Origin of the sequence: Shewanella sp. NKUCC06_TVS, assembly GCF_019345515.1 — a bacterium.
Classification (GTDB): Bacteria; Pseudomonadota; Gammaproteobacteria; order Enterobacterales; family Shewanellaceae; genus Shewanella; species Shewanella oncorhynchi.
In genome coordinates this window covers 107,537-131,078 of the sequence record NZ_JAHKQX010000015.1, presented here as the reverse complement: position 1 = coordinate 131,078, position 23,542 = coordinate 107,537, and the positions used below count along the sequence as shown (strand labels likewise).

Annotated in this window: 22 protein-coding genes; 8 read left to right on the top strand and 14 right to left on the bottom strand. The window is 47.2% G+C overall.

Features of this window, described 5'->3' with window-relative positions; all coding sequences use genetic code 11:
• The first annotated feature begins 96 nt into the window (after positions 1 to 96).
• Positions 97 to 759 (top strand): GMP/IMP nucleotidase, encoded by a 663-nt coding sequence (gene yrfG / locus KO531_RS16765; protein ID WP_105251004.1) that lies wholly within the window; start codon positions 97 to 99, stop codon positions 757 to 759.
• 143 nt (positions 760 to 902) lie between these two features.
• On the opposite strand, the gene KO531_RS16760 is transcribed toward yrfG, so the two are convergent.
• The 13 genes from KO531_RS16760 to gspC all read right to left on the bottom strand — a co-directional run bounded on the left by KO531_RS16760 (position 903) and on the right by gspC (position 12,561).
• Positions 903 to 1,664: a type II secretion system protein N gene (locus tag KO531_RS16760; RefSeq protein ID WP_219251742.1), complete on the bottom strand. Its 762-nt coding sequence runs from the start codon at positions 1,662 to 1,664 to the stop codon at positions 903 to 905.
• A gap of 14 nt (positions 1,665 to 1,678) precedes the next feature.
• On the bottom strand, positions 1,679 to 2,155 hold the full coding sequence (locus KO531_RS16755; RefSeq protein ID WP_105251002.1) for a type II secretion system protein M: 477 nt from the start codon (positions 2,153 to 2,155) through the stop codon (positions 1,679 to 1,681).
• 1 nt (position 2,156) lies between these two features.
• The gene (gene gspL, locus KO531_RS16750; RefSeq protein ID WP_219251741.1) at positions 2,157 to 3,344 is read right to left on the bottom strand and encodes a type II secretion system protein GspL; all 1,188 of its coding nucleotides are present in this window, start codon (positions 3,342 to 3,344) and stop codon (positions 2,157 to 2,159) included.
• A gap of 51 nt (positions 3,345 to 3,395) precedes the next feature.
• On the bottom strand, positions 3,396 to 3,527 hold the full coding sequence (locus tag KO531_RS22575) for a hypothetical protein (protein ID WP_263201166.1): 132 nt from the start codon (positions 3,525 to 3,527) through the stop codon (positions 3,396 to 3,398).
• Positions 3,527 to 4,525 (bottom strand): type II secretion system minor pseudopilin GspK, encoded by a 999-nt coding sequence (gene gspK / locus KO531_RS16745; protein WP_105251000.1) that lies wholly within the window; start codon positions 4,523 to 4,525, stop codon positions 3,527 to 3,529. Before gspK ends, KO531_RS22575 begins: the two co-directional genes overlap by 1 nt.
• Positions 4,522 to 5,298 carry a type II secretion system minor pseudopilin GspJ gene (gene gspJ, locus KO531_RS16740; RefSeq protein WP_131525235.1) on the bottom strand — a complete coding sequence of 259 codons (777 nt, stop codon included), beginning with the start codon at positions 5,296 to 5,298 and terminating at the stop codon, positions 4,522 to 4,524. Before gspJ ends, gspK begins: the two co-directional genes overlap by 4 nt.
• Positions 5,279 to 5,647, bottom strand: a complete 369-nt coding sequence (gene gspI, locus KO531_RS16735; RefSeq protein WP_105250998.1) for a type II secretion system minor pseudopilin GspI — start codon at positions 5,645 to 5,647, stop codon at positions 5,279 to 5,281. Before gspI ends, gspJ begins: the two co-directional genes overlap by 20 nt.
• Positions 5,634 to 6,209 carry a type II secretion system minor pseudopilin GspH gene (gene gspH / locus KO531_RS16730; protein ID WP_168827004.1) on the bottom strand — a complete coding sequence of 192 codons (576 nt, stop codon included), beginning with the start codon at positions 6,207 to 6,209 and terminating at the stop codon, positions 5,634 to 5,636. The genes gspI and gspH overlap by 14 nt, the downstream gene beginning before the upstream one ends.
• Before the next feature lies 1 nt (position 6,210).
• The gene (gene gspG / locus KO531_RS16725; RefSeq protein WP_105250996.1) at positions 6,211 to 6,645 is read right to left on the bottom strand and encodes a type II secretion system major pseudopilin GspG; all 435 of its coding nucleotides are present in this window, start codon (positions 6,643 to 6,645) and stop codon (positions 6,211 to 6,213) included.
• Between the two features lie 62 nt (positions 6,646 to 6,707).
• Positions 6,708 to 7,931 carry a type II secretion system inner membrane protein GspF gene (gene gspF, locus KO531_RS16720; RefSeq protein ID WP_105250995.1) on the bottom strand — a complete coding sequence of 408 codons (1,224 nt, stop codon included), beginning with the start codon at positions 7,929 to 7,931 and terminating at the stop codon, positions 6,708 to 6,710.
• A gap of 3 nt (positions 7,932 to 7,934) precedes the next feature.
• A complete protein-coding gene (gene gspE, locus KO531_RS16715; protein WP_105250994.1) occupies positions 7,935 to 9,500 on the bottom strand; it encodes a type II secretion system ATPase GspE in 1,566 nt (521 codons plus the stop codon).
• Positions 9,493 to 11,607: a type II secretion system secretin GspD gene (gene gspD, locus KO531_RS16710; RefSeq protein ID WP_212600806.1), complete on the bottom strand. Its 2,115-nt coding sequence runs from the start codon at positions 11,605 to 11,607 to the stop codon at positions 9,493 to 9,495. Before gspD ends, gspE begins: the two co-directional genes overlap by 8 nt.
• Before the next feature lie 24 nt (positions 11,608 to 11,631).
• Positions 11,632 to 12,561 carry a type II secretion system protein GspC gene (gene gspC, locus KO531_RS16705; protein ID WP_113941579.1) on the bottom strand — a complete coding sequence of 310 codons (930 nt, stop codon included), beginning with the start codon at positions 12,559 to 12,561 and terminating at the stop codon, positions 11,632 to 11,634.
• Between the two features lie 253 nt (positions 12,562 to 12,814).
• Here gspC and hslR point away from each other — a divergent pair, with 253 nt between their 5' ends.
• The 4 genes from hslR (at position 12,815) to KO531_RS16685 (ending at position 17,640) form a co-directional block, all read left to right on the top strand.
• A complete protein-coding gene (gene hslR, locus KO531_RS16700; RefSeq protein ID WP_011848177.1) occupies positions 12,815 to 13,213 on the top strand; it encodes a ribosome-associated heat shock protein Hsp15 in 399 nt (132 codons plus the stop codon).
• 14 nt (positions 13,214 to 13,227) lie between these two features.
• Positions 13,228 to 14,088: an Hsp33 family molecular chaperone HslO gene (hslO, locus tag KO531_RS16695; RefSeq protein ID WP_219251740.1), complete on the top strand. Its 861-nt coding sequence runs from the start codon at positions 13,228 to 13,230 to the stop codon at positions 14,086 to 14,088.
• Between the two features lie 197 nt (positions 14,089 to 14,285).
• Positions 14,286 to 15,827 carry a phosphoenolpyruvate carboxykinase gene (locus tag KO531_RS16690; RefSeq protein WP_168826957.1) on the top strand — a complete coding sequence of 514 codons (1,542 nt, stop codon included), beginning with the start codon at positions 14,286 to 14,288 and terminating at the stop codon, positions 15,825 to 15,827.
• 253 nt (positions 15,828 to 16,080) lie between these two features.
• On the top strand, positions 16,081 to 17,640 hold the full coding sequence (locus KO531_RS16685; protein ID WP_219251739.1) for an AbgT family transporter: 1,560 nt from the start codon (positions 16,081 to 16,083) through the stop codon (positions 17,638 to 17,640).
• A gap of 196 nt (positions 17,641 to 17,836) precedes the next feature.
• Here the strand turns inward: KO531_RS16685 and KO531_RS16680 are convergent, their stop codons facing one another.
• Positions 17,837 to 18,193, bottom strand: coding sequence for a hypothetical protein (locus tag KO531_RS16680; protein ID WP_219251738.1), 357 nt, complete (start codon positions 18,191 to 18,193; stop codon positions 17,837 to 17,839).
• Positions 18,194 to 18,692: 499 nt separating this feature from the next.
• Between KO531_RS16680 and KO531_RS16675 the strand changes: the two genes are divergently transcribed.
• The 3 genes from KO531_RS16675 to KO531_RS16665 all read left to right on the top strand — a co-directional run bounded on the left by KO531_RS16675 (position 18,693) and on the right by KO531_RS16665 (position 23,524).
• Complete coding sequence (locus KO531_RS16675) at positions 18,693 to 19,943, top strand: dicarboxylate/amino acid:cation symporter (protein ID WP_105250986.1); 1,251 nt, start codon at positions 18,693 to 18,695, stop codon at positions 19,941 to 19,943.
• Positions 19,944 to 20,217: 274 nt separating this feature from the next.
• Positions 20,218 to 21,354, top strand: coding sequence for an FUSC family protein (locus KO531_RS16670; RefSeq protein WP_219251737.1), 1,137 nt, complete (start codon positions 20,218 to 20,220; stop codon positions 21,352 to 21,354).
• A 133-nt stretch (positions 21,355 to 21,487) separates the two neighbouring features.
• The gene (locus tag KO531_RS16665) at positions 21,488 to 23,524 is read left to right on the top strand and encodes a M14 family metallopeptidase (RefSeq protein ID WP_219251736.1); all 2,037 of its coding nucleotides are present in this window, start codon (positions 21,488 to 21,490) and stop codon (positions 23,522 to 23,524) included.
• Positions 23,525 to 23,542: the final 18 nt, after the last annotated feature.

Here is a 23,542-nt window from a genome sequence, read left to right as displayed (position 1 = left end):
CATACAAGTGACTCGAATCATCGTCATCACTGAGTATTACGCAGTGCAACAATCAATGCTAAGCGTGATTCAGTTTTGCAAAAATAGGAAATACCCATGTTTAACTGGAAGACTATCGATACGGTTCTGCTCGATATGGATGGCACCCTATTGGATTTGCACTTCGACAATCATTTTTGGCTAAATTTAGTACCGCAGGAATTGAGTCGACAGCAAGGTGTGAGCCACAACGAAGCGCAGCAATTAGTTGTAAACGCCTATGAGAAAGTCGTCGGCACGCTCGATTGGTACTGTCTCGATTATTGGCAGGAGCAACTGCAGCTCGACATTATGGGCTTGCACCGCACTTTAGTGGATCGCATTCAACTGCGCCAAGACAGCATGCCATTTTTAGCGGCCTTGGCCTCTGCGGGTAAACGGCGCATCTTAGTGACCAATGCGCATCCCAAGAGTCTTGCCCTAAAGCTTGAACATACTGAGCTAGCAGCAGGGCTCGATGACATGATTTCTAGCCACGAGACGGGTTACCCTAAGGAACACCCACAATTCTGGCTCACCTTGTTTAAACAATTCAACCTTGAGCCAAGTCGCTGTCTCTTTATCGACGATAGCGAACCCATACTCAAAGCCGCTAAACTTGCTGGCGTGGGCCATCAATTGGGGATTGCTAACCCAGACAGTAAAAAACCAATCAAAGTCTTTCACGATTTCCCCGCGATTACCGACTATCACTCACTACTGACTGATCTAACGCGATAAAAAGGCCATAAAAAAGGCACCTAAGGTGCCTTCGTTTCTATTCATCGCATTGTTTTATGATCGGACATTTAATCGCAACTCTCGCATTACGGCCTTCACATCTGAGCACTCACATTAAGTTTAAGTGCTCATCTAAAACAGCGCTATAACCCAGGGATCCGCCCCTGATATACCACAGGGAAATAGCCATCCGCACCACGCTTACCTAAAATATTCAGCGACTCACGCATATCTTCTGGTTGCTCTGCCGTTTCTTTAATCTTAGCCTCAACCTTCACCATATTACCTTCATCTAACTGTAAGGTACCAACAATACCAAGCTGGTTCTTGGCTTCATCTGTGGCTAATTGCGCTTTGCCATCAACGCAACTAAGGCCGAGTTCGATATTGCCTAGTGGATAGTTGCCAAACTGGTTTTTAACATTGGTTTGATTCAAAAACAGCTTACCAGACAGCTGCTCGCACCAAGGCTTACCTTGCTCTAACGTCTCGACTAATAGGCTAACTTCACCGGATATTTCGGTTTTAAAAGGCAGTTTTGCATTGCCGAGTAAAAAGCTATCTGGCGCTTCGAAACGTAAACCCTGCGCACTTAAGCCTCCCATAGACCAAGAAATTAATCCCTTAGCACTGACAGGTGTTGCGCGGCTGCCCACTTGAAAATCAACTTTCACTTTACCTAAAAATAGCGCCCAAGGACTCAGATCCCAACGCACTTGCTCTACCTGACGCTGCGGCATACTTAAGGTTTCTATGCTGCCAGACCAAATACTGCCACTCACACCCGAAACACTGATATTCGCGGGCAATGGGGCTAACGCTATCGCAATCTTAGCGGGGAATAGAACGACTAAAAATATTAAATAAATCAGTACGCCTATGATGACTTTTTTTATCAAACTCACAGCTACACCTTAATTTATTGCGCTAATTGGATACGTCTCACTTTGACATAGCCAGGTACATCGGCCTCAGCCAAATCAACACTTTCGAGCGAAAGTCCTTTCTTCTGCACTAACTCACTCAAATAACCTAACAAGGCATCAAAAGGAACATCGTCCATCCACACTTGGATTTTATCGCCTTGGGGCTGCATGCGAGTAATCACTAACCCATAATTGCCTGCAGTTTGGTTAACCACTGAGCTTAAACTGCCCGACGTCGTTGGCTTAGCACCGTTCTGCTTAAGACTCGCTATTTTATTCGCCGTTTGTTTTACATAGTTCAACGTCTGTTGTTGTGCATTGAGGTTACGTAATGCATCGGCTTCAGCATTGGCAATCGGCGTCCAAACACCCCAATAAAAAATACCAATGACTAAAAATACCGAGCAAAAGCCCACTAACTGCTGCTCGCGCGATGCGAGCCCTTGCCACCAAGTCCGCAAATTATCCATCTTATTTGCTCCTCAAGGTTAAGGTACTGGTGACTTGCTCTTCACCGCTATTCATAGTGCCGCCGTCGAGTTGAAAACGACGACCGACAATCTCTTTAAACTTCTCGATCTGCGCGTAATTTTTCGCACTCACTTGCATGCGGATCTCGTTACGAGCACTTTCGAATCTTAAGCTATTAGGTTTAAGTTCAGGCACTTGCTTAAAGGCATCCTGTAAACCATCGAGCATGGCAAAAAACTCGGCACCACTGCCCTGTCCCAGCAATGCACGTAATTGACTTTCCATCTGCGAACGTAGGTTAACAATACGCGAATTTCCCGGGATCACTTGCTGATAAATGGATTCACTCTGGGCTTTAAGATCGGCAACCTGACCATTGACTTGATGTATAGTCAGCCCTTTATTCACTAAGGCCAGCACGCACGCGATGGCAATAACGATGGCCGCACTTTTCCACATCATCAACTGTTTGCTGTATTCACGCTTCGGTGTGTAAACGCCGCTCAGTAAATTCACTGGTGCATGCAAAATACCGCGGGCTAACACTAACATAGGTAGCTCGAGTGACTGCGGCTTAAGCTCGACCCCCTCGAGTTGCATCTCGGTATAACTGGCGACAGAGACTTCGCCCTGTGCAGGCTTAAGTTGTTCTAACGCAATTGGCAACCAAGGCAGAGGTAAGCTCTGGCCCGAAGCTAATCCGGTACGCAGCAATAGCTCATTGCCAAAATTCATTGCCGCCCATTGGCACTCTTGCAATGGCAAGGCTAAACAATCAGGCACAATGCGCTTCACTTTTAAACCCGCTTCGGTCAAACAACTCAGCCAAGTCTGCATTTGCTCATGTGCCACTGCGACCACACTTAAGGCGTCACCGTCACGTGGACCAACAGTAAAATGCATAGCATCGACATCATCGGCTAAGGCTTCTTCGAGCATAAAAGGCAAGGCTTTCAAGGCTTGGCGTTGACCTTTTTCGGGCAAATGCACACTAGTGAGCGTCATTGCCGCGGCGGGCACTAACACATCGACGGGACGATTGCCCGCACGCTCAGTTAAGGTCGACAAACCTTGGGCATTGGCGAGCTCGCCAGAGGCGATAATTTCCTGTTCTTGCTCCGACCAAACGAGCCAAGAGCACGCTTGCTCTGCTGTTCTGCCTAAGCGAATAAATAGCCGTTCACTCACAGTTTTTCTCCACCAGTCCCAGTCAAGAAAGCGTGACTGAGCTCGTTGCTATTATTTTTGTCCACCAGATTCTGCCGGGTGAGCACTTCCATTATTTTGGCCACCAACATCAAACCCTGACGGGTGAGCACTGCCATTATTTTTGTCCACCAACATCAAACCCTGCCGGGTGAGCACTTCCATTATTTTTGGCCACCAAACTGACGGGTGAGCACTTCCATTTTATTGCCGCCGCTCTTTTTGAGCACACTTTCCATTCTAAATACGGCGTTATCAACCTTCGCCCCTGAGGCCAATAAAAAATATTGGCTATCGATGACAAAGCTCGACTTCATGGCACCCTCCCACTTGATCGATCCCATGGATGAGCTTTCATAAAAATCATCTATCTTGGCAAAGCCATCACCGGGGCGTTGGTTGATGATACTTTCTGCTTCGCCTACCGAAATCTGATTTTCGAGCATGCCAGCTAACAGTGCCGCTTGCTCTACTTCCAAGGTATTCACATTCAGTAATTGCCTGTCATTGCCAGGGATAACGCATACATAGGGCAAGAGTTTCAAATAGATATCTTGGGTGTATCCCATCACTGCCCGTAATTCACTGCGATGATTCATCAGCGTATTGGCCGCACGGTAAGGCACATTTCGCGCTTCGTATTCCGCATCTTCGGCACCATAAGGGCTAGCAGTGGTGTCTTCGTCGATATAATCTTTTAAGGTCTGGGTCAGACGGTCCGCACTAAAGTCGTCCATCCCTAAACTCACCAACAAGGCCTTATATTGCTTCGCCGCCAGCGGCAGCTTAGGTTGACTGTTTTCCACCTCTTTCGTAGTCACAGACAAGGCATTTAAGTTAAAACAGGCGCGCATATCAGTGATCTTGCCAGCAATTTCACCGTATTCCGCCGGAAACACAACATCGGCCATGGCCCAATATTGTTGCCTGTGGACTCGACCTTCCGAGTCGTCTAAATCTTGTTTTAAAATCTTCTTCGCCAGTTCTTCGGCAGAAATCGCGTACCAATAGGCTTGATCGTACTGGGCCAAGTTCAACGTTCGACGCATGGATAACTGATTACGGCCTGTGATATTTGTCGCGATGATCACCACCATGGCAACTATCAAGAGCACAACTATCAGTGCGACACCACGCTGTTTAGACCGAGATTGGGTTCTCATTCGCGGCCCTCATCTTCAGGGTCGCCATCACCTGGATCACCAGAACCGTCACCTGGATCGTTCCCCGAGCCATCATCGACTCCATCTTTGTCTTTATCTTTGTTCGTATCGTCCGGATTTTCGTCTTTATTATCGTCATCCTTAGACTTTTCTGGTGCAACAGCACCCAGCGGCAACAAGAACTTACGTTGGATCTTGCCTAAACCTTCAATCTCAATCTCCATGGCGATCGCTTTAGGCAACTTAGTCGCCTCGACTTTACGCTCCCACTTGTCTTCCATGAAGAAGGAATATTCCACCGACAGCACTTTGTCGATAATCACTGTCTTAATCGGCTCGGCGCCAAATTCAGGCTCAGGATAAGGAAAATACCAACGTTCCAGCCGCCCTTCATGCACCACATACGCCACCGACTGTAAGCTGCCTCGCGGTAATAAACCGTCGGGATTTAACCAGCCTAAGCGGTAAAACACTAAGGCTTCTGATTCCGAATCTAAGATATCATTGCCCGTTTGGAAGACGGTCGAACCTCGACCACCTTCGAGTAATCTTGGCGTGCGCGCCACCATTTGCGCGAGATCACGCTCAATCGCACCAAAGCCTTGTTGTAGAGCTTTAAGCCGAGTTGAAAAAGCGCGCGTCACTTCATCGTTAGTCAGCACTGTGCTGAGTACCGCATTAGAAGCCAAACCTATCATGGCGAAAATCGCGATGGCGATCAGCATTTCCAACAGGGTGAATCCCCGCTGCGCACTAGTTAGTTTTAAGGACATAACTGCTCACTTGTGCGGCAATACGCTGATATCGTTCGTCTTCACTCACACTAATGCGGATCATACGAAAATTATCGTCCGTCGTTTTCACCACTTCTTTACGCCAATACCAATCCTTTCCTGCGAGCTCAACTTGACCTTCTTTTTTACCGATTTCAGGAAACTGTGGATCAAGTCTGGCATCGACCATCTGATTATCAGCCACCCACTGTGCCAAAGTGCGCGATTCCAGAATCGGCATGTTTGCCATCTGCTCGCCCAAACTTTTAGTGATAGACACGGCCGCAATCGAAAATACGGCAAGGGCCACAATCACTTCGAGTAGGGTCATGCCCTTAACGCGTTTCATCGGGGCGCCCTATGGTTAATCTGCCCAGCGCATCACCGACCACTAACGTTTCGGCCTGCTGGCCTTTGTTAGTTTTAGCGATAAACGTCAGCTCAAAAGCGCTCATTTCACCGCTCGGGAATAGCATGACCTGTGGCTCAGGGTGTTTCTTCTTATCATCGGCAGAGGGTTCAATCAGCGGTTCTTCAAACCAAGAATCGTCTTTCTCATCCTCTTGTACCAAAGGTAAACCATCGAGCACTAAGTTCAGCTCAACCCCTTGCTCCATTTGCTTTTCAGATAAGAGTCTGTCTTTATCCAAAGGCTCCCACTTACCTTCTTTATAAAAAACAAACTGATAACTAGTTTTCTCAATCACAATACCAATAAACTGGCCACTTAAAACAGTTTCATCAAGCACCATTTCAGTGGCCGCAATAAACTGCCGCGCCGTTCTATCTAAGGCCTGTTGCGGCCCAGAATTGCCGATAGACATAGTCACGGCCGCAGCCGTGAGCCCCATCAACAAAATCACTAGCATCACCTCCATTAAGGTGAAACCAGCGTGACGCAGCTTTAGCATCTTATTGGAAATTCTGTAAATTCCAGTTACCGATGTCATCTTCGGTACCTGGTTGACCATCTGGGCCTGCACTGAAAATATCTAACTTGCCGTTTTCGCCAGGGCTTAACAACAGGTAGTTATTGCGCCATGGATCTTCTGGCAAACGTTTTACATAACCATCTTCACGGTAGTTACGTGGCTCAGGCGAAATCGTAGGCTTTTGCACTAATGCTTCTAAGCCTTGTTCGGTCGATGGATAGACACCGTTATCTAACTTATACATATCTAAGGCATTTTCGAGTGCAACTATGTCAGACACGGCTTTTTGTTGGTCAGCCTTATCTTTGTTACCCATCAAGTTAGGCACAACCATAGAGGCTAAAATCCCTAAAATCACGATAACAACCATCACTTCGAGTAAGGTAAAACCTTGATGTTTCTTGTTCATTTGCATCGACTACTTCTCCTAAAAAATCCTATGCCAATCGACTTGGTCATAATCCATAAATTCAAAAATTAACCGCTAATCAAGTTATTCAAGGCTAAAATTGGCTGCAAAATTGCCATCACGATAAAGAGCACAACACACGCCATACTGACCACCAGCATAGGCTCGAATACACCCAATGCTATGTTGACGTTACCTTCGAATTCCCTGTCTTGGTTATCGGCGGCCCGCTCTAACATCTGCTCAAGTTGACCACTCTTCTCGCCCGACGCAATCATGTATAACATCATAGCCGGAAACAACTTAGTATTAGTCAACGCTGCACCTAAGCTAGTTCCTTCCCGCACGCGTGCAGTCGCATCGTCAACTGCGGCCCGCACTCGCATATTCTGCAACACTTCACTCGCGATACGCATCCCATCGAGCAAAGGTACTGAACTGGCGGATAAAATACTTAACGTCCGCGCAAAACGCGCCGTATTTAATCCCTTACTCACGCGGCCAACAACCGGCATGCTCAATAAAAAATTATCGTACTTCATCCTAAACGCAGGTGACTTTAACATGCGCCGAAAGAGTGCGAACAGCAGCACTAAGGCGATGACCACAAACACACCATAGTTTTGAACAAAGTCAGAGGCAGAAATCAAGAAGCGGGTCGAAGCGGGTAACTCGGCGCCCATGTGCTCAAACTGTCCGACCACTTTAGGCACAACCGCAGCTAGCAGGATTGAAATCACCCCTATCGCCACTGTGGTCAAAACCGCGGGATAAATCATGGCTTGGGTCAGCTTAGATTTAAGCTGTTGGCGTCGCTCGGTATAATCCGCCAGACGATTAAGCACCACTTCTAAGTGACCGGATTTTTCACCCGAGGCCACCATGGCACGGTATAAATCATCGAAAATATGCGGAAATTCAGCCAAGGAATCGGCCAGACTATAACCTTCCACCACCCGAGAACGTACCGCCATAATCATGCTCGCGAGACGATCTTTCTCGCACTGCTGACCAACGGCTTTAAGGGATTCTTCAATCGGTAAACCCGCGGCCACTAAGGTCGCAATTTGGCGGGTGATCAAAGCTAATTCAGCAACTGAAATACCACGTTTGAAAAACGAAAAACTGCTGCTCTTAGCTTTGGCTTCTTTTTCAGTAACAGGCAGTATTTCCAAGGGCATCATGCGCTGATCGCGCAGTTGGCTGCGGGCATGTCTGGCGGTATCCGCCTCAATCACGCCCTTAAGCTGCTTTCCCTTGGCATCCAGTGCCTTATATTCAAATGCTGGCATAAATTACTCCTCGCGAGTCACACGTAGCACTTCTTCGAGAGTGGTGATGCCCGCGAGCACTTTGCTCATGCCATCGTGACGAATGCTCGGTACAAACTGACGAATATACTTTTCGATGGCTAACTCTCCGCGGCCGCCATGGATCAATTCACGCACATTATCGTCAACCAGTAATAGCTCATGAATACCGGTTCGACCACGGTAGCCATTGTTACCACAGGATTTACAACCATTGGCACGGAAAATACGCCTGTCATCATCAGCGGCTATGCCCAGCAACTCACGCTCACGCGCATCGGGCACATGCTCGATTTTACATTTAGGACAAAGGGTTCGGATCAAACGTTGAGCCAACACGCCGAGTAAACTTGAAGACACGAGGAAAGGCTCTACGCCCATGTCTTGCAAACGTGTAATCGCGCCAGACGCTGTGTTGGTATGCAGGGTTGAAATCACCATGTGGCCAGTGAGTGACGCTTGTACCGCAATTTGCGCGGTTTCGAGGTCGCGGATCTCGCCTATCATCACGACATCGGGGTCTTGACGCAAAATAGCGCGCAGACCACGGGCGAAGGTCATGTCGGCCTTAGTGTTAACTTGGGTCTGACCGATACCGTCTAACTCGTATTCGATAGGGTCTTCTACTGTGAGTATGTTGGTGTCTTTGGAGTTGATCTCCGTCAAACCCGCATACAAAGTGGTACTTTTACCCGAGCCCGTTGGGCCAGTCACCAAAATGATCCCGTGAGGGCGACGAATAAGATCTTCAAACTTAACCCGAATACTGTCGGTCATCCCCAATTGCTCTAAATCGAGGTTGCCAGTATTTTTATCCAGCAGACGCAGTACAACACGTTCACCGTGGCTCGATGGCATGGTCGATACCCGCACATCCACCGCACGACCTGCGATACGCAGAGAAATACGGCCATCCTGTGGCACACGTTTTTCGGCGATATCGAGGCGAGCCATAACCTTAATCCGCGAGACTAACAGCGACGACAGTTTACGGTTTGGCTTAAGGACCTCTTTGAGCACACCATCGATACGGAACCGCACTACAAGCTGTTTCTCGTAGGTTTCGATATGGATATCCGACGCTTCTTCTTTAATCGCTTCAGATAACAAGGCATTAATCAATTTGATGATAGGCGCATCATCATCACCTTCAAGTAAGTCTTCGGTCTGCGGCAGCTCTTCGGCAAGGGTGAATAAATCCATCTCGTTGCCTATGTCTTCCATCAACTGCTGCGCTTCAGACGAGTTCGCCTGATATGCTTGAGTGAGTTTGGCCTCAAACTTTGCGACTTCGAGCTTAACCAAAGGCAAATCAACACCCGAATAACGCCGCGCTTCGAGCATAGCCGTTAACGGTGTTTTACTCGTATAGAACAAGCTTAACTCGCCCGTTTCACCCAGCGCGAGCACCACATCGTGGCGGTGTGCAAAGGCAAAAGGTAAACGCTCTTTACTGCTCGAACGAAATACCTCATCACCTTCAGCTTCAAGGCCTAGCTCATTAGAGACTTGGCTGAGGTCATCGACTTGGGATAGTTGAATTTCACTCATTGGTTTTATCTTTGTTTTTGTTTTCATCGAGCGTTTTGAGCGTCGGATCCGTTTTACGCATCTGAGTCTCTAAGCCTTTACCTTCTTTATAACGCTCTAAAATCTCGTTAACTTCAGGTGGTAAATACTCAGACTGATTCCATTCATCTAGTACAGGCACTTTAGTATCAGGCATTAAGTTAACGCCACGCTCTTGCTGTTCAAGCTGTAATGCTCTGAAATAATTATATTTACGCCCAGCAATCCCTTCCATCGTGATGCCATCACGTATAATCGTTGGCTTGATGAAAATCATTAGGTTTTTCTTCGTTTTTTTGCTCGAAGAAGATTTAAACAAATGTCCTAGAATAGGGATATCACCCAAGAACGGTACTTTTTGTATACTTTCTTGTACTTCTTCGTTGATCAAACCACCGAGTACCACAATTTGACCAGAATCCGCCATAACGGTAGTGGTTAACCGACGAGTCGCGAAGGAAATATCCACGCCTGTATTACCGTTAACCCCAGAAACTTCCTGTTCAATCGTCAGCTTAACAGAGCTGCCTTCGTTGATCTGCGGCACCACTTTCAGTTTAACCCCAACCTCTTTACGCTCAACGGTTTGGAATGGGTTGCTGTTGCTCGAGCTGGCGGTAGAACCTGTCAGAATAGGCACTTCGTCACCCACAATAAATGAGGCTTCTTGGTTATCTAAGGTCGTAATAGAAGGCGTTGCCAGTACGTTTGAGTTAGTGTCACTCGACACTGCTTGAATTAAAGCACCAAAGTCGCCCATGGCCACGCCCCAAGCCATACCGTTAACTTTGCCTAAGGCTTGTGCGAGTAGCGTCACATCTCCCTTAGTACTCGGGTTTTGACCTATCACCTGACCAGTGCTCGGGTTAGTGATGAATGTCCCTTCTTGATCTTGCGCCTGCCATACACCTGCACCAATTTCACCTATGGTTGGGCCTAAGTTATTAAACTGAGTACCACCACCCGCTTTCGCGGCCCATTGGACCCCAAAGCCGACGCTATCGCCTTCGGCGACTTCCACGATAATGGCTTCTACGAGTACCTGAGCACGGCGGATGTCGAGTTGATTAATCACGCTCTCGATAGTACGCATCTGATCGGGTTCAGCACTGATCACTAAGGCGTTGGTTTCAGTATGCGCCATGATATTGATTTCATTACGGCGTTTACCACCTGCAGCCTGAGCGCTCGGATCTTTCTCGCCTTCCAACTTTTGGGCAAAACCGGTCAGCACTTCAACTAAATCTTCTGCTTTGGCATAACGTAGATAACGAACTTTTGTGTTACCTGTGCTGGCTTGTTCGGCATCGAGACGACGGATAAGCTCGACCACACGTTGGCGGCTCTTCTCATCACCGCTCACGACTACGGCATTGATACGTTCGTCAGCAACCACTTTTGGCGCTTGGCCTGGCAATTGGGATTGGTTAGCGGTAGCACGATAAAGGGTATCGATAATTCGTACCATTTCACCCGCGGAGGCAAATTCTAACGGCACCACTTGCACCGAGGTATCGCCTTGCTTATCCACTCGACGGATAATTTCGACTAACTTGTTCACGACAGCAGCACGGCCAGACAACATCAAGACATTGGAGGGGTCGTAGTTCACTACGTTGCCGCCACCCGCATTATCATTAAGTTGACGTAATAACGGCGCTAATTGCTTAGCCTCAGTGTTATACAAGGCCACGATACGCGTCACCATTTCATCACCAAGGCCGGGGTCATTATCGTTAGCGACTCGAATTGCAGCGGTTTTGGCATCTTTGTCTTTGATGACTTTAATAACGTTATTTTCCATCTCAACGATGGCATAACCGTAAACTTGTAAGACGTTGAGGAAAAACTGGTAATACTGTTCATCGTTCAACAGATCATAACTGCGAACGTTGATTTTGCCGCGAATTGTCGGGTCAACTATGATGGTCTTATTCAGGTTCTTACCAACGATATTGATAAATTCTTGAATATCCGTGCCTTTAAAGTTGGCCGCATACTGTTCAGACCAAGCGAATTGGGAGGAGAACATGGCTGCACCCGCAACAACCCCAGCAATCAGCTTGCGTCGAATCCTTTTGTTATTCATTCTTTTTCTTTCCTCTAACGCGTGTTATTGCGGCAAACTAAACATGATTTCAACCAATTGTCCTTCCCGCTCAACCATAATAGAAACTTCAGTTAACTCAGGTAATTGGCTCATCATTTCTAACGCTTGACTCATTACGGTCAAGTCGTATCCATTAATCGATTTGGCTAAATCGTTAGCTTTAAAACCCGCCTGCTTAAACAAATTGGCGTCTTTCCCTGGATTCAAGCGATATCCCGCCACAGCGTCACCCTGTCTGACAGGTGAAATGGCAATATAATCGGTGATCTTACTGGGGTCGGCTAACAATTCGGTGCGGGATTCGGCGAGTTCTTGGGAGATTTCGGCATTTTTACGTTGATCGACACGGCTCACTGCCGAGCCAGTCTTATTAGTCTTAGCTTGTTGTAACTGCTGATTGGCTGGGCTTTGGCTAGTATAAACTAAGCCATCGAGCATTAATGTCTCGTAACGGCCAGCGTTAGTGATGATAATACGGTCGGCATAGACTTCTTTCAGTGATGCCGAAGTGCCCTTGATTTTATCGCCTAAGCTGTAGGTCTCTTGGCTGCCGTTTGACTCAATGATCGCTAAGCCTTTCTGATCTGCTGTCGATGCAACAACGCCAGTGAGCTGAATAGAGAGCGTGGTCTTAGGCGCGTCGGTCACAGTCTCAACAACCTCAGTTTTTGGCTTTTCAGATTTAGCATCTGCCTTACCAAAGAGACCAAGCTGCTGTAAACCCGCAAGATCAACCTGCCCAGCACTTTTACCCGTCAGATTAACGGGCGTTGGTGACCAAGCACTGGGTGATGAGCTAGTAGGCACTAATTTCCATGTAATTTGCGCGGCTAACAACATGATCACAATAAAACCCAACCAGAAGACTATCCGGCTTAAGGGCTTATGGGGCATGCCAATGGCTTTTGCGATAACTTTATCTAATAAATCCATATTTTATGTGGACCCTCGATACAGGTCTCTGTTCTGATTATAATAATTAGGCGATTACCGTCTCATGCTAACCTAGGCAGCATTTGGCAACAAGCCCATAACAGCATTCAAATTGGCGAAAATAGGCCAATTATGCTAACTTTGCCCGCCATAAAAGGGTGTGAAGCACGCCACCCTTTAACATAATAGAAATGCTCTTCACGCATTTTCTTGCTCGGCATGTGAACTCATCGATCTTTTAGCTGGAGACACTATGACTCAAGGTCAAAGCGATAAAACAGACATTCGACTCGATAAGTGGCTTTGGGCTGCACGTTTTTATAAAACCCGTGCCATCGCCAAAGAAATGATTAACGGCGGCAAAGTACATTACAACGGCCAGCGTGCCAAATCTAGTAGGAATGCCGAGATAGGCGCCGTCCTTAAGATACGCCAAGGATATGACGATAAAGAGATCGTCATAAAAAAATTATCGCAATTACGCCAAAGTGGTGCGATTGCACAAGAATTGTACGAAGAAACCGCGACAAGTCTGGCTAAACGGGCCATTAATGCTGAGCAACGACGCCTCCACATGCTCAATAACCCGATACCCGATCAGAAACCAGATAAAAAGCAACGACGCCAGCTCATGCGCTTTAAAGACCTTTAACAGTGAGATACACGATGAACCAAGATACTTTACACCGCTACTTGTTCGATAATGCCGATGTGCGCGGTGAACTGGTGCAGTTACAAGACAGCTATCAACAAGTGATCAGCGCCCAAGAATACCCAGCCGTACTGCAAGTGCTACTGGGTGAATTAATGGCAGCCACCTCACTATTAACCGCTACATTGAAATTTAGCGGTGATATCAGCGTACAGTTACAAGGCAACGGCCCTGTTTCTTTAGCGGTGATCAACGGTAACAATTTACAAGAGTTACGCGGTGTGGCTCGCTGGAATTCTGAACTCGCCGATGATGCTAGCCTCACAGAACTCTTCGGCCAAGGCTATATGGTCATCACCTTAACACCCGACGAAGGTGAACGCTACCAAGGTGTCGTTGCACTAGACAAGCCAACGCTTGCGGCCTGTGTTGAAGAATACTTCAATCAATCTGAGCAGTTACCTACGGGAATTTGGTTATTTGCCGACGGCAAGCAAGCGGCGGGCATGTTCCTACAAATTCTGCCAAGCCAGCAAGATCACAACGCCGACTTCGAACACTTGAGCCAACTGACGTCGACCATCAAGGCCGAAGAGCTATTTACTCTTGATGCAGAAAGCGTGTTACATCGCCTCTATCATCAGGAAGAAGTGCGCTTATTTGATCCTATTGATGTGAGCTTTAAATGCACTTGTTCCCATGAGCGCAGTGCCGGCGCGATCAAAACCTTAGATCAAGCAGAAATCGAAGCCATACTGGCCGAAGATGGCAAGATAGAAATGGGTTGCGAATATTGCAACGCTAAATACACCTTTGATGCCATAGACGTAGCAACCTTATTTGCTAACGGTCAGACATCAACAACCCAGCAGTAAAACTACTACAGCTAAAAAATGGGCGCCCTATTTGGCGCCCATTTTTTATTCATACCTATAATCCCCTCACACATTGCACTCGGCTTAGGCTACAATCGCCTCACTTTGTCACCTAGCACGACTCAGGCGATAAATAAAATTAAATCGGCAGACGATCGATATTAAAATAACCTTACAAATCAAATGGAGACCTCACTATGGCGGATGGATTAAACCGCGTTCACTTTAACCCCTCAACAGCACAACTTGTCGAATTTGCCCTGCTACGCGGCGAAGGTGAATTGACAGCCAATGGCGCATTAGTTGCTAAAACAGGCGCTCGCAGCGGTCGCTCACCTGGCGATCGTTTCATTGTAAGAGAACCCAGTTCAGAAGCTGACATCGAATGGGGAACAGTCAATCAGGCTTTCGATCCAGGTGCTTTTGAAGGTTTATGGGCACGGGTTGAAGCTTACCTAGCCGATAAAGAACTGTTTGTATCTGATCTCGAAGTCGGTGCCGACACTGAACATTACCAACCAGTACGAGTCACCACGCAATACGCTTGGCACCAACTGTTCGCCCGCAATCTATTTATCATTCCTGAAGAATTTAATCGTAAAGACAAACCAGTGTGGCAGATCATCAATGCCCCTGACTTTGTTTGCGTACCAGAACGTGATGGCACTAACTCAGATGCGACCGTGATTTTAAACTTCGCCGAACGTAAAGTGCTGCTCGCTGGCCTTAAATACGCCGGCGAAATGAAAAAGTCTATGTTCTCAGTGCAAAACTTCCTACTGCCAGCCCAAGGCGTGCTCCCAATGCACTGCTCAGCCAACGTGGGTAAAGATGGCGACACTACGCTATTTTTCGGTTTATCTGGCACAGGTAAAACCACACTCTCTGCTGATCCAAAACGCTTCCTGATTGGTGACGATGAACACGGCTGGGCACCCGGCGGTGTATTCAACATCGAAGGCGGTTGCTACGCCAAATGTATCGACTTAAGCCAGAAGAATGAGCCCGTGATTTGGGATGCGATTCGTTTCGGCACTGTACTTGAAAACGTCGTTATGGACGAACACCGCGTACCTAACTACAAAGACAGCAGCCTAACGGAAAATACTCGCGCAGCCTATCCGCTGGAGCACATCGCCCAACGTAAAGAAGACAACTGCGGCGCTGAGCCACATGCGGTTGTATTCTTAACCTGCGACGTATCTGGCGTATTACCACCGGTTTCTATCCTGACCAAAGAACAAGCGGCATACCACTTTTTATCTGGCTATACCGCCAAAGTGGGCTCGACTGAAATCGGCTCAACCTCGGCGATTCAATCCACCTTCTCAACGTGCTTCGGCGCACCTTTCTTCCCTCGCCCTGCTGGCGTGTACGCAGAACTGTTGATGAAGCGCATTGAGTCATTCGGTAGCCAAGTGTACTTAGTCAACACAGGCTGGACTGGCGGTCCACACGGTGTAGGTAAACGTTTTGACATCCCAACCACCCGCGCCATCGTCGATGCGATTGTCAGCGGTGAGCTGAAAGATGTGGAAACCGTCCACTTAGACACCTTGAACCTCGCCGTTCCTGTGGCAGTCACAGGCGTAGACAGCAATTTACTCAACCCAATCAACACTTGGGGCGATAAAGCGCTATATGCCGAATACGCCCAGAAACTAGCAGAAGCTTTCACTAAAAACTTCGCTAAGTATCAAGTGTCAGACGCTATCCGTAACGCAGGTCCAAAGGCATAAGCGCGTAGCGGATCCATTCGGATAATGTAATCAAACACATTGTTGAGTAAAAAAGCGCGGGTTCAGTCATGAACCCGCGCTTTTTATTTGCGGCTAAATTGATTTAGTGATGATTAAATCCACCCGCACTAAAGCCACTGCGATAGATTTTTATGTGTTTTATTTCTTATCGATTAGTTAAACCAAGCTTAAATTAATGCTGCGTTTTTATAATCGCCGATAACAATCATCATTTTTAGGAAGCGGCACCCAAATGGAAAATCATAAACCTGTCACTGGATTCCAGCGATTTCTCAATGGCGTCGAAGTCATCGGCAACAAACTTCCCGACCCCGCAGTATTATTTGCGATGTTTCTGGGCTTAGTCTGGTTGATCTCTTGGGGATTATCGGGTGTCAGTTTTGATGAAATCGACCCTCGTACTGGCAACCCGATTCAAGTCGTGAATATGCTCGAAGGCGGCGCACTGACTGCATTTACCTCGAACATAGTCTCCACCTTTGTGACTTTCCCGCCGCTAGGTGTCGTGCTGGTTGCTATGTTGGGTCTAGGCGTTGCTGAACATACCGGCTTTATTAATGCGGGGCTGCGCTCCATTTTATCTGTCACTCCCAAAATGTTACTCACCCCGGTATTGATAGCCGTAGGTATTCTAAGCCATGTCGCGGTTGATGCGGGTTATGTACTCGTTATCCCACTCGGCGCGGTGATCTTCTACGCCGCGGGTCGTCATCCCTTAGCCGGTATTGCCGCCGCTTTCGCTGGCGTATCCGGTGGTTTTTCTGCAACCGTAGGCGTACCATCGAGTCTTGACCCTATGTTAGCGGGCTTAACTCAGGCAGCGGCAAGATTATCAGCCGATCCTGCGGCCGCCACATTAACGATTAACCCATTGAATAACATCTTTTTTACTTCGGCTTCTGCCATTTTAATTATCTTAGTTGGCTGGTTCTTAACGGATAAAGTTATCGAGCCGCGCCTAAAAAACACTGCGGTGAATGGCGATCCCAGCACGCTCCCAACCCTAGATGAACTGCAACCCCATGAGCGCCGCGGACTCAAATTCGCCATGCTATCCATGTTGTTATGTGCCTTAGGACTGGTGTTTACTGCCTATGGGGACAACTCTGCTTGGCGTAGTACCGATGGCGCCCTAACCAGTGCCTCGGCCCCCTTAATGCGATCCATTGTGGCGATTATTTTTGTGTTCTTCCTAGTGCCCAGCATAGTCTATGGTTACGTCGCTGGCACGGCAAACAACCACAGAGCCATTATTCAAGGCATGAGCAAATCCATGAGTGGCATGGGTTATTACATCGTCATGGCTTTTTTCTGTGCCCAGTTTATTTATGCATTTGGTCAATCCAATTTAGGCGCATTAATGGCAATTAAAGGCGCGTTGGCGTTAAAGGAATTGGCCCTTCCTATGGGTGTGACTCTGGTGGGGATTGTGTTTCTCACTGCATTCGTCAATCTATTAGTGGGTTCCGCTTCAGCCAAATGGGCATTAATTGGTGCCATTATGGTGCCCATGTTAATGGAACTAGGTGTGTCACCGGATTTGACTCAAGCCGCTTACCGAGTGGGCGACTCATCCACTAATATCATCACCCCACTGATGCCTTACTTTCCGTTAATTGTGGTGTTTTGCCAAAAATACGTTAAGGAATCAGGCATCGGCACCTTAGTGGCACTGATGTTACCGTTTTCAATCAGTTTTCTTTTACTTTGGAGCGGTTTCTTACTGGCATATTGGGCCTTAGGCTTGCCTCTAGGGATTGGCAGCTCGCTCTCCTTCCCCGCAATGCCTTAGGGCGTTCAAGAGGTATTCAGAGTGCTTGCGAAATTGAATTCATAATAAACAGGCGCTCAATACCTCAATAACCACTAAATGGTGCACAACTTATTACCTCGCCTTAAACGCAAATGCCGACGTTAACCGTCGGTATTTTACCGCTAACAACACGTAATTTTATTTTATATAGAAACAACAAAATAAAAATAAACACTTAAATATCTATAAACGCATCTCGCTCATAGTAAAAGATAATAGCTTCAAGCAGTTCCTGTTCACTTGGCAGGGCTTTTTGCTGCATCAGGTTATCGATCACATCCTCAATCTGATCCGTGTTTAGCAGATAACCATAGTCACTCCGGCCTAAGCTATCCTCAAAGGCATCGATTTCGTCATCCGATAGGTCTCTCATATCATTCACTATCGGGAATAATGGAGTGGCCAGTTGCAGGGATTCACTTTCATCAAGATCTTGATAAACCAGCCAATAACTTAATCCAGGTTGTTCGACGCACTTTCTTATCCAGCACTGTAACGATTCGGGCGGGCCGAAAAATGAGGTGATGTTCATAATGTCCTCGAAATGGAGTTGTCATAGGGAAAACTGAGTGAGTCACAGAGTTGAATGGTCATGGAGGTTTTTTAGCTATTAACCACTCTCATGATTCATACAAGTAAAAGATGGGTGACCAACGACTCAAGCCGCCCAAAGAATACGAGAGGATATCTGCGCCCATCAAAGTAAAAATCACAATTCATTAATTCGGCAGTTAAAATCCCACAATTAAATAAGCTTTATTCATTTTTAAGCACATAAATTTAAGCATTCCTCATTTAACGTTAACGTGATTTAGACTTTGGTTATTTTGAAACCAAGGTTAGTGATGTTTCACAATCCCCTGCTATGCAATTGTGGTACTTTACTCGGTCAAAAATGTCGGGCATTTGCCTTTAACATAGAGTGAACCTTTAGCCTAGAGTAAGCCTTAATCACTAAAGCTTGAGTCATCTAGGTTCAAATCGTCTGTGCATGACACAAAATGCTGCGGCAACTGGGGAGTTTCGCAAGAATGAAGAGCAAGAGTTTATTAGGTAACATTGGTGTGCAAGTGGTTATTGCCATGATTATCGGCGCACTGGTGGGTTTTATCATGGGCGAGAGTGCAAGTGTGTTTGCACCACTCGGAACCATTTTCATCCATTTAATCAAAATGCTAGTGATACCACTGGTATTGGTTTCTATCATCAGCGGCGCGGCGAGCTTAGGTGACAGCCCATCGGCGGGTAAGATTGGCATTGGCACTTTCGGCTTTTTTATTGTCACGTCGGGCTTTGCCGTTGTGCTTGCACTCTTGATGGGTAATCTGTTCCAACCGGGTGCAGGCGTTGATTTTACCGCCCACAGCAGCACAGACTTGATGGAAGTAACCAAGGAACATGGCGCATTACCCGGGGTAATGGATACCTTTATCGGCATGATCCCAACCAATGTATTCGAGTCGCTGAACGGCGGTAACATATTACAAATCTTAGTCTTTAGTATCTTCTTCGGCATCGCACTGACTAAAGTTAAAGGCGATGGCGCTAAGCCTATTTTGGCCGCACTCAACACAGTCGTCGATGCCTTTGTGTGGATGATCAACTGCGTGATGATCATTGCCCCTATCGGTGTATTTGGTTTGATGGCCGATTCTGTCGGCACCTTCGGTTTTGATGCACTAGAAGTCGTGTTTAAGTTATTCGCCGTGTTTGTTGCTGCGATTCTGATCTACGGCTTTATCTTCTTTCCATTAGTGGTACAACTCTTCTCAAGAGTGTCGGCGCGCCAGTTTATTTCGGCAATGAAGAAGCCGCAGGTGATGGCATTATCGACCGCCTCTTCAATGGCGACTCTGCCAGTGAATATGGAAACCTGCGAGGAAGATCTTAAAGTCTCTAAGGCTACCACGGCTTTTGTACTGCCGTTAGGCGCCACCATTAATATGAGCGGCAACGCGATTTATTATGGTTTAGTGGCCATGTTCTTCGCCCAAATGTATAACGTTGATCTGTCGATGACAGCCTATGCGGCCATCATTTTCACCTCAACCTTAGGTGCAATTGGTCAAGCAGGTGTGCCGGGCCCATCCTTCTTAGTAGTGGCAGTGCTGTTAGCTGCGGGAATTCCTATCGATGGTTTACCTTTGCTGTTTGCATTAGACAGGGTTTTTGACATGATCCGTACCGCACTCAATATCACTGGCGATGCGGCTTGTGCCTTGATTATGGATAAATACACAGAAGTTGACGTTAAAGCGGATAGTGAGCGCAGCTTAAGCTAACTCAAACACTTTGAATATAGGCTTGAATAGGCAACGCTTATTCAAGCCTTTTTTATATCTGCAGCACGGTATAATGGCCTGCCTCTACACGCATCAGTTAAGCCTATTTAATCTGAGTGTTAATGTGATCTCTCCCGCGCCATCCACTAAGCTCAATTTGCTAGATTTCGCAATTTACATTTCTTTATGGCGCTATGGCCGCAAGTGACACGGTTTTTCTGCGATACTACCACTAGATTAACAGCGCTAAGTTAGCTCAAAGGAATTTTGCCCTATGTCTGTATTTGCCCCAGCCACACCCTTTGCCGACTTTATCTATCGCCATTTCCGCTCAATTCACGCCCTAAAGCTCGGGCTAGCCTTACTCGTTGCTGTCACTATTAATGCCATTTGGGCGCCACCGCATTTTATTTGGAGCATGGTCACGATAGTGATCATTATGATGAGTTTACCTCAGGTAGGCGGCGCGATTGAAAAGTCGCTACAAAGGGCGATAGGTACTTGTTTAGGCTCAGCTTATGGGGTGATGTTAGTTGCCACAGTGGACAGTTATTGGCTAATCATGAGCCTGCTGATCTTAGCCGTTAGCTTGATTTGTTTTATCTCGGCCGGACGTTACAGCTATGCCTATTTAGTGGCTGGATTTACCATCATAATCGTGGTCGGCGACGCCAACCATGACACCTCTGAGGCACTATGGCGCACGGCCAACATCCTCTCCGGCTGCGTGATTGCTATTTTGGTCTCACTGTTCATTTTTCCGATTAAAGCTAAACAAGATTGGCGCTCCCAACTCACCCATGCCATCGACAATATGGCCGAAGTATTAGCCGAGCATCTTAAAGCGCCCGCCAATCATGAGCTCGATTTTCGCGCTAGACTGGAGGCTGCGATGAAGGCCGTACTCACTCAAAAGAAACTGTTTTTCTCCTTGGAATGGGAAAGTCAAACCCTCAAAAAACACAAAGTGCTACTGTCGCAGTTAGCCAATAAACAAGTGCGCTTAATCACCTTACTCGAACTCTTACCCTTAACCCGCTGGCAGGAAGAAGACAAAGACGCCTATCTGCAGATTAATGCGGTTGCCTCTGAGCTTGCCTTCTATTTGCAACAACTTGCAGAATTTGTAGCGGGTAAAGCTCAACAATTACCGACACTACCAGAATGCTTAGATCAAGAATTACAACACAGACTCCAGCTTGCCCTAGTTGCAGCCACTCAAGCATCAACCGCTGATCCAGTGACAGCCGTAAACGACCAAGTGCCGCGGGGATTTGCGCTCACAGGTTATAGCTGGCTGATTTATCAGCTCGCAATTGCCGTCGAAGCACTTTATAAAGACATTGCCATTATCGACATTGCCTATCACAAGCGGCCAACTTCTCAGATAACGCCCAACAAAACGGCTTAGTCGATTTTCCCATTCCGCTTAGTGCTTAAATCCATGTCAGAAATACCGGATAACCCTTAACCGCCCTTGCGTTAACGGGGCGTTTAATGAAAAGATACCGTCCTAATAAAAATTCGATAGATGGACTCTTTTCATGCGCTTGTTTTCTTTCTCCGTTATCGCTATTGCCTGTCTCTCTACGGGCAATCTCTACCCTGGGAATGCTTTTGCCAATGATGCGAAAACCACAACCCAAACAACTCCGGCAGCCACTATGGCGCAAGCCTCTACCACAGAAACATTGGCAGTTGGCTCCCCAGTAATCACAACGTCACAGGATGCAAGTCCAGCAGCGAATAGCCAAGCAACTGAAACTGCGACTAATGTACTGACCGATACCACAGTTGCAGCGCCAGAAGCACAACCAGCGCCCATTCCTGAACGAGCCAACACCTTTGTCAACGATGCGATTTTACCGCCCAGCATCACTTGGCATGGCGCCAGCGAATCGCTCATGTTAAGTGTTGATAGCGAGTGGGCGACTCCCTTTGAGCAAAGTGGCGGTATTGAAAGTCCAAGCTACGATGCCACTATCGCTTGGCTCGACAAACTCGCGGGCGAGACAGATAAATTACAAAAGGTGAGCTTAGGTAAGAGCCCACAAGGGCGCGATATTTGGATGTATATCGCCAGCAGTGAAGGCATTAATGAATCGGCACGCCTCAAACAAAACACTAAACCGACAGTGCTAGTGCAGGCGGGAATTCATGCGGGAGAAATCGACGGTAAAGATGCCGGCATGATGCTGCTACGTGACATTATCCAAGGCGATAAAAGTGCCCTGCTCGATAAAGCTAACATCTTGTTTGTGCCTATTTTTAGTGTTGATGCCCATGAGCGCAGCGGCGAATTTAATCGTGTAAATCAACGTGGCCCTGTGAATATGGGCTGGCGCACTACGGCTAATAATCTCAACCTTAACCGCGATTATGCTAAGGCCGACAGCTTAGAAATGCAGCACATGCTGCGCGCAATCAACGTATGGCAACCGGATCTGTATATCGATGTCCATGTTACTGACGGCATCGACTATCAATACGATGTTACCTTTGGTTATAACCTTGCCCAAGGCTTAAGCCCTGCGAGCTACCGCTGGCTCGAAAACAGCTACAGACCTGCGGTTGAAGCCGCATTAACGGAACAAGGCCATATTCCCGGCGCACTGATTTTTGCCGTGGATAACGCCGATATTAACAAAGGCATGTCGCTGTGGAATCCGAGCCCGCGCTTCTCTAACGGTTATGGCGATGCTCGCCATTTGCCCACCATTCTGGTTGAAAACCATAGCCTAAAGCCCTTTAAGCAAAGGGTGCTCGGCACTTATGTGATGTTAGCGCAAACCCTCAAAACAGTGGGTGAACAGGCGACAAAACTTAAAAGTGCGATTCAAGAAGATAAATACCGCGCCTCACCGCTAATCACCCTTACTTGGAAATTAGCACCATTAGAAAAAGGCTGGGATTTTAAAGGCATAGATTATCAACTTGAAAAGAGCTCCATCAGTGGCGCTGAAGTTGTGCGCTGGACAGGTGAACCTAAGCTTTACCCTAACTTACCTGTGATGGCTGAAACAGTGCCCGACATTAAGGTCACTCGTCCGAGTGCTTACTATATTCACGCTCAATGGACTCAAGTGATTGATCGTCTTAACGTGCATGGCATTCGCATGACCACGCTCAAAAAGCCAACCGAGTTGAAATTGCAGCAATATACTCTCAGCAATCCCGTGTTTAACACTAAGGATTTTGAGGGCCGCCAAACGGTCAAAGCCGAGTCAGAGTTAACCAAAGTCAGTACTACTCTGCCCGCTGGCACCATTAAAATCAGTACGGATCAACCGCTAGGCGATCTGGCGATTTTACTGCTTGAGCCGCAATCACAAGATTCTTTACTGCAATGGGGTTTCTTCAATCCTATCTTCACTCGTACTGAATACATTGAAGATTATGCGGTAGAGCCACTGGCTGCCAAGATGCTAAAAGATGATCCTAAGCTACAAGCGGAGTTCGACAAAGCACTGACCAATGCAGAGTTTGCCGCCGATCCTGAGGCACGCCTACGCTGGTTCTATGAACGCAGCCCTTACTACGATAACCGTTACCTTAAGTATCCGGTTTACCGTAGTCGTTAATCATCGCGATTACAAAAG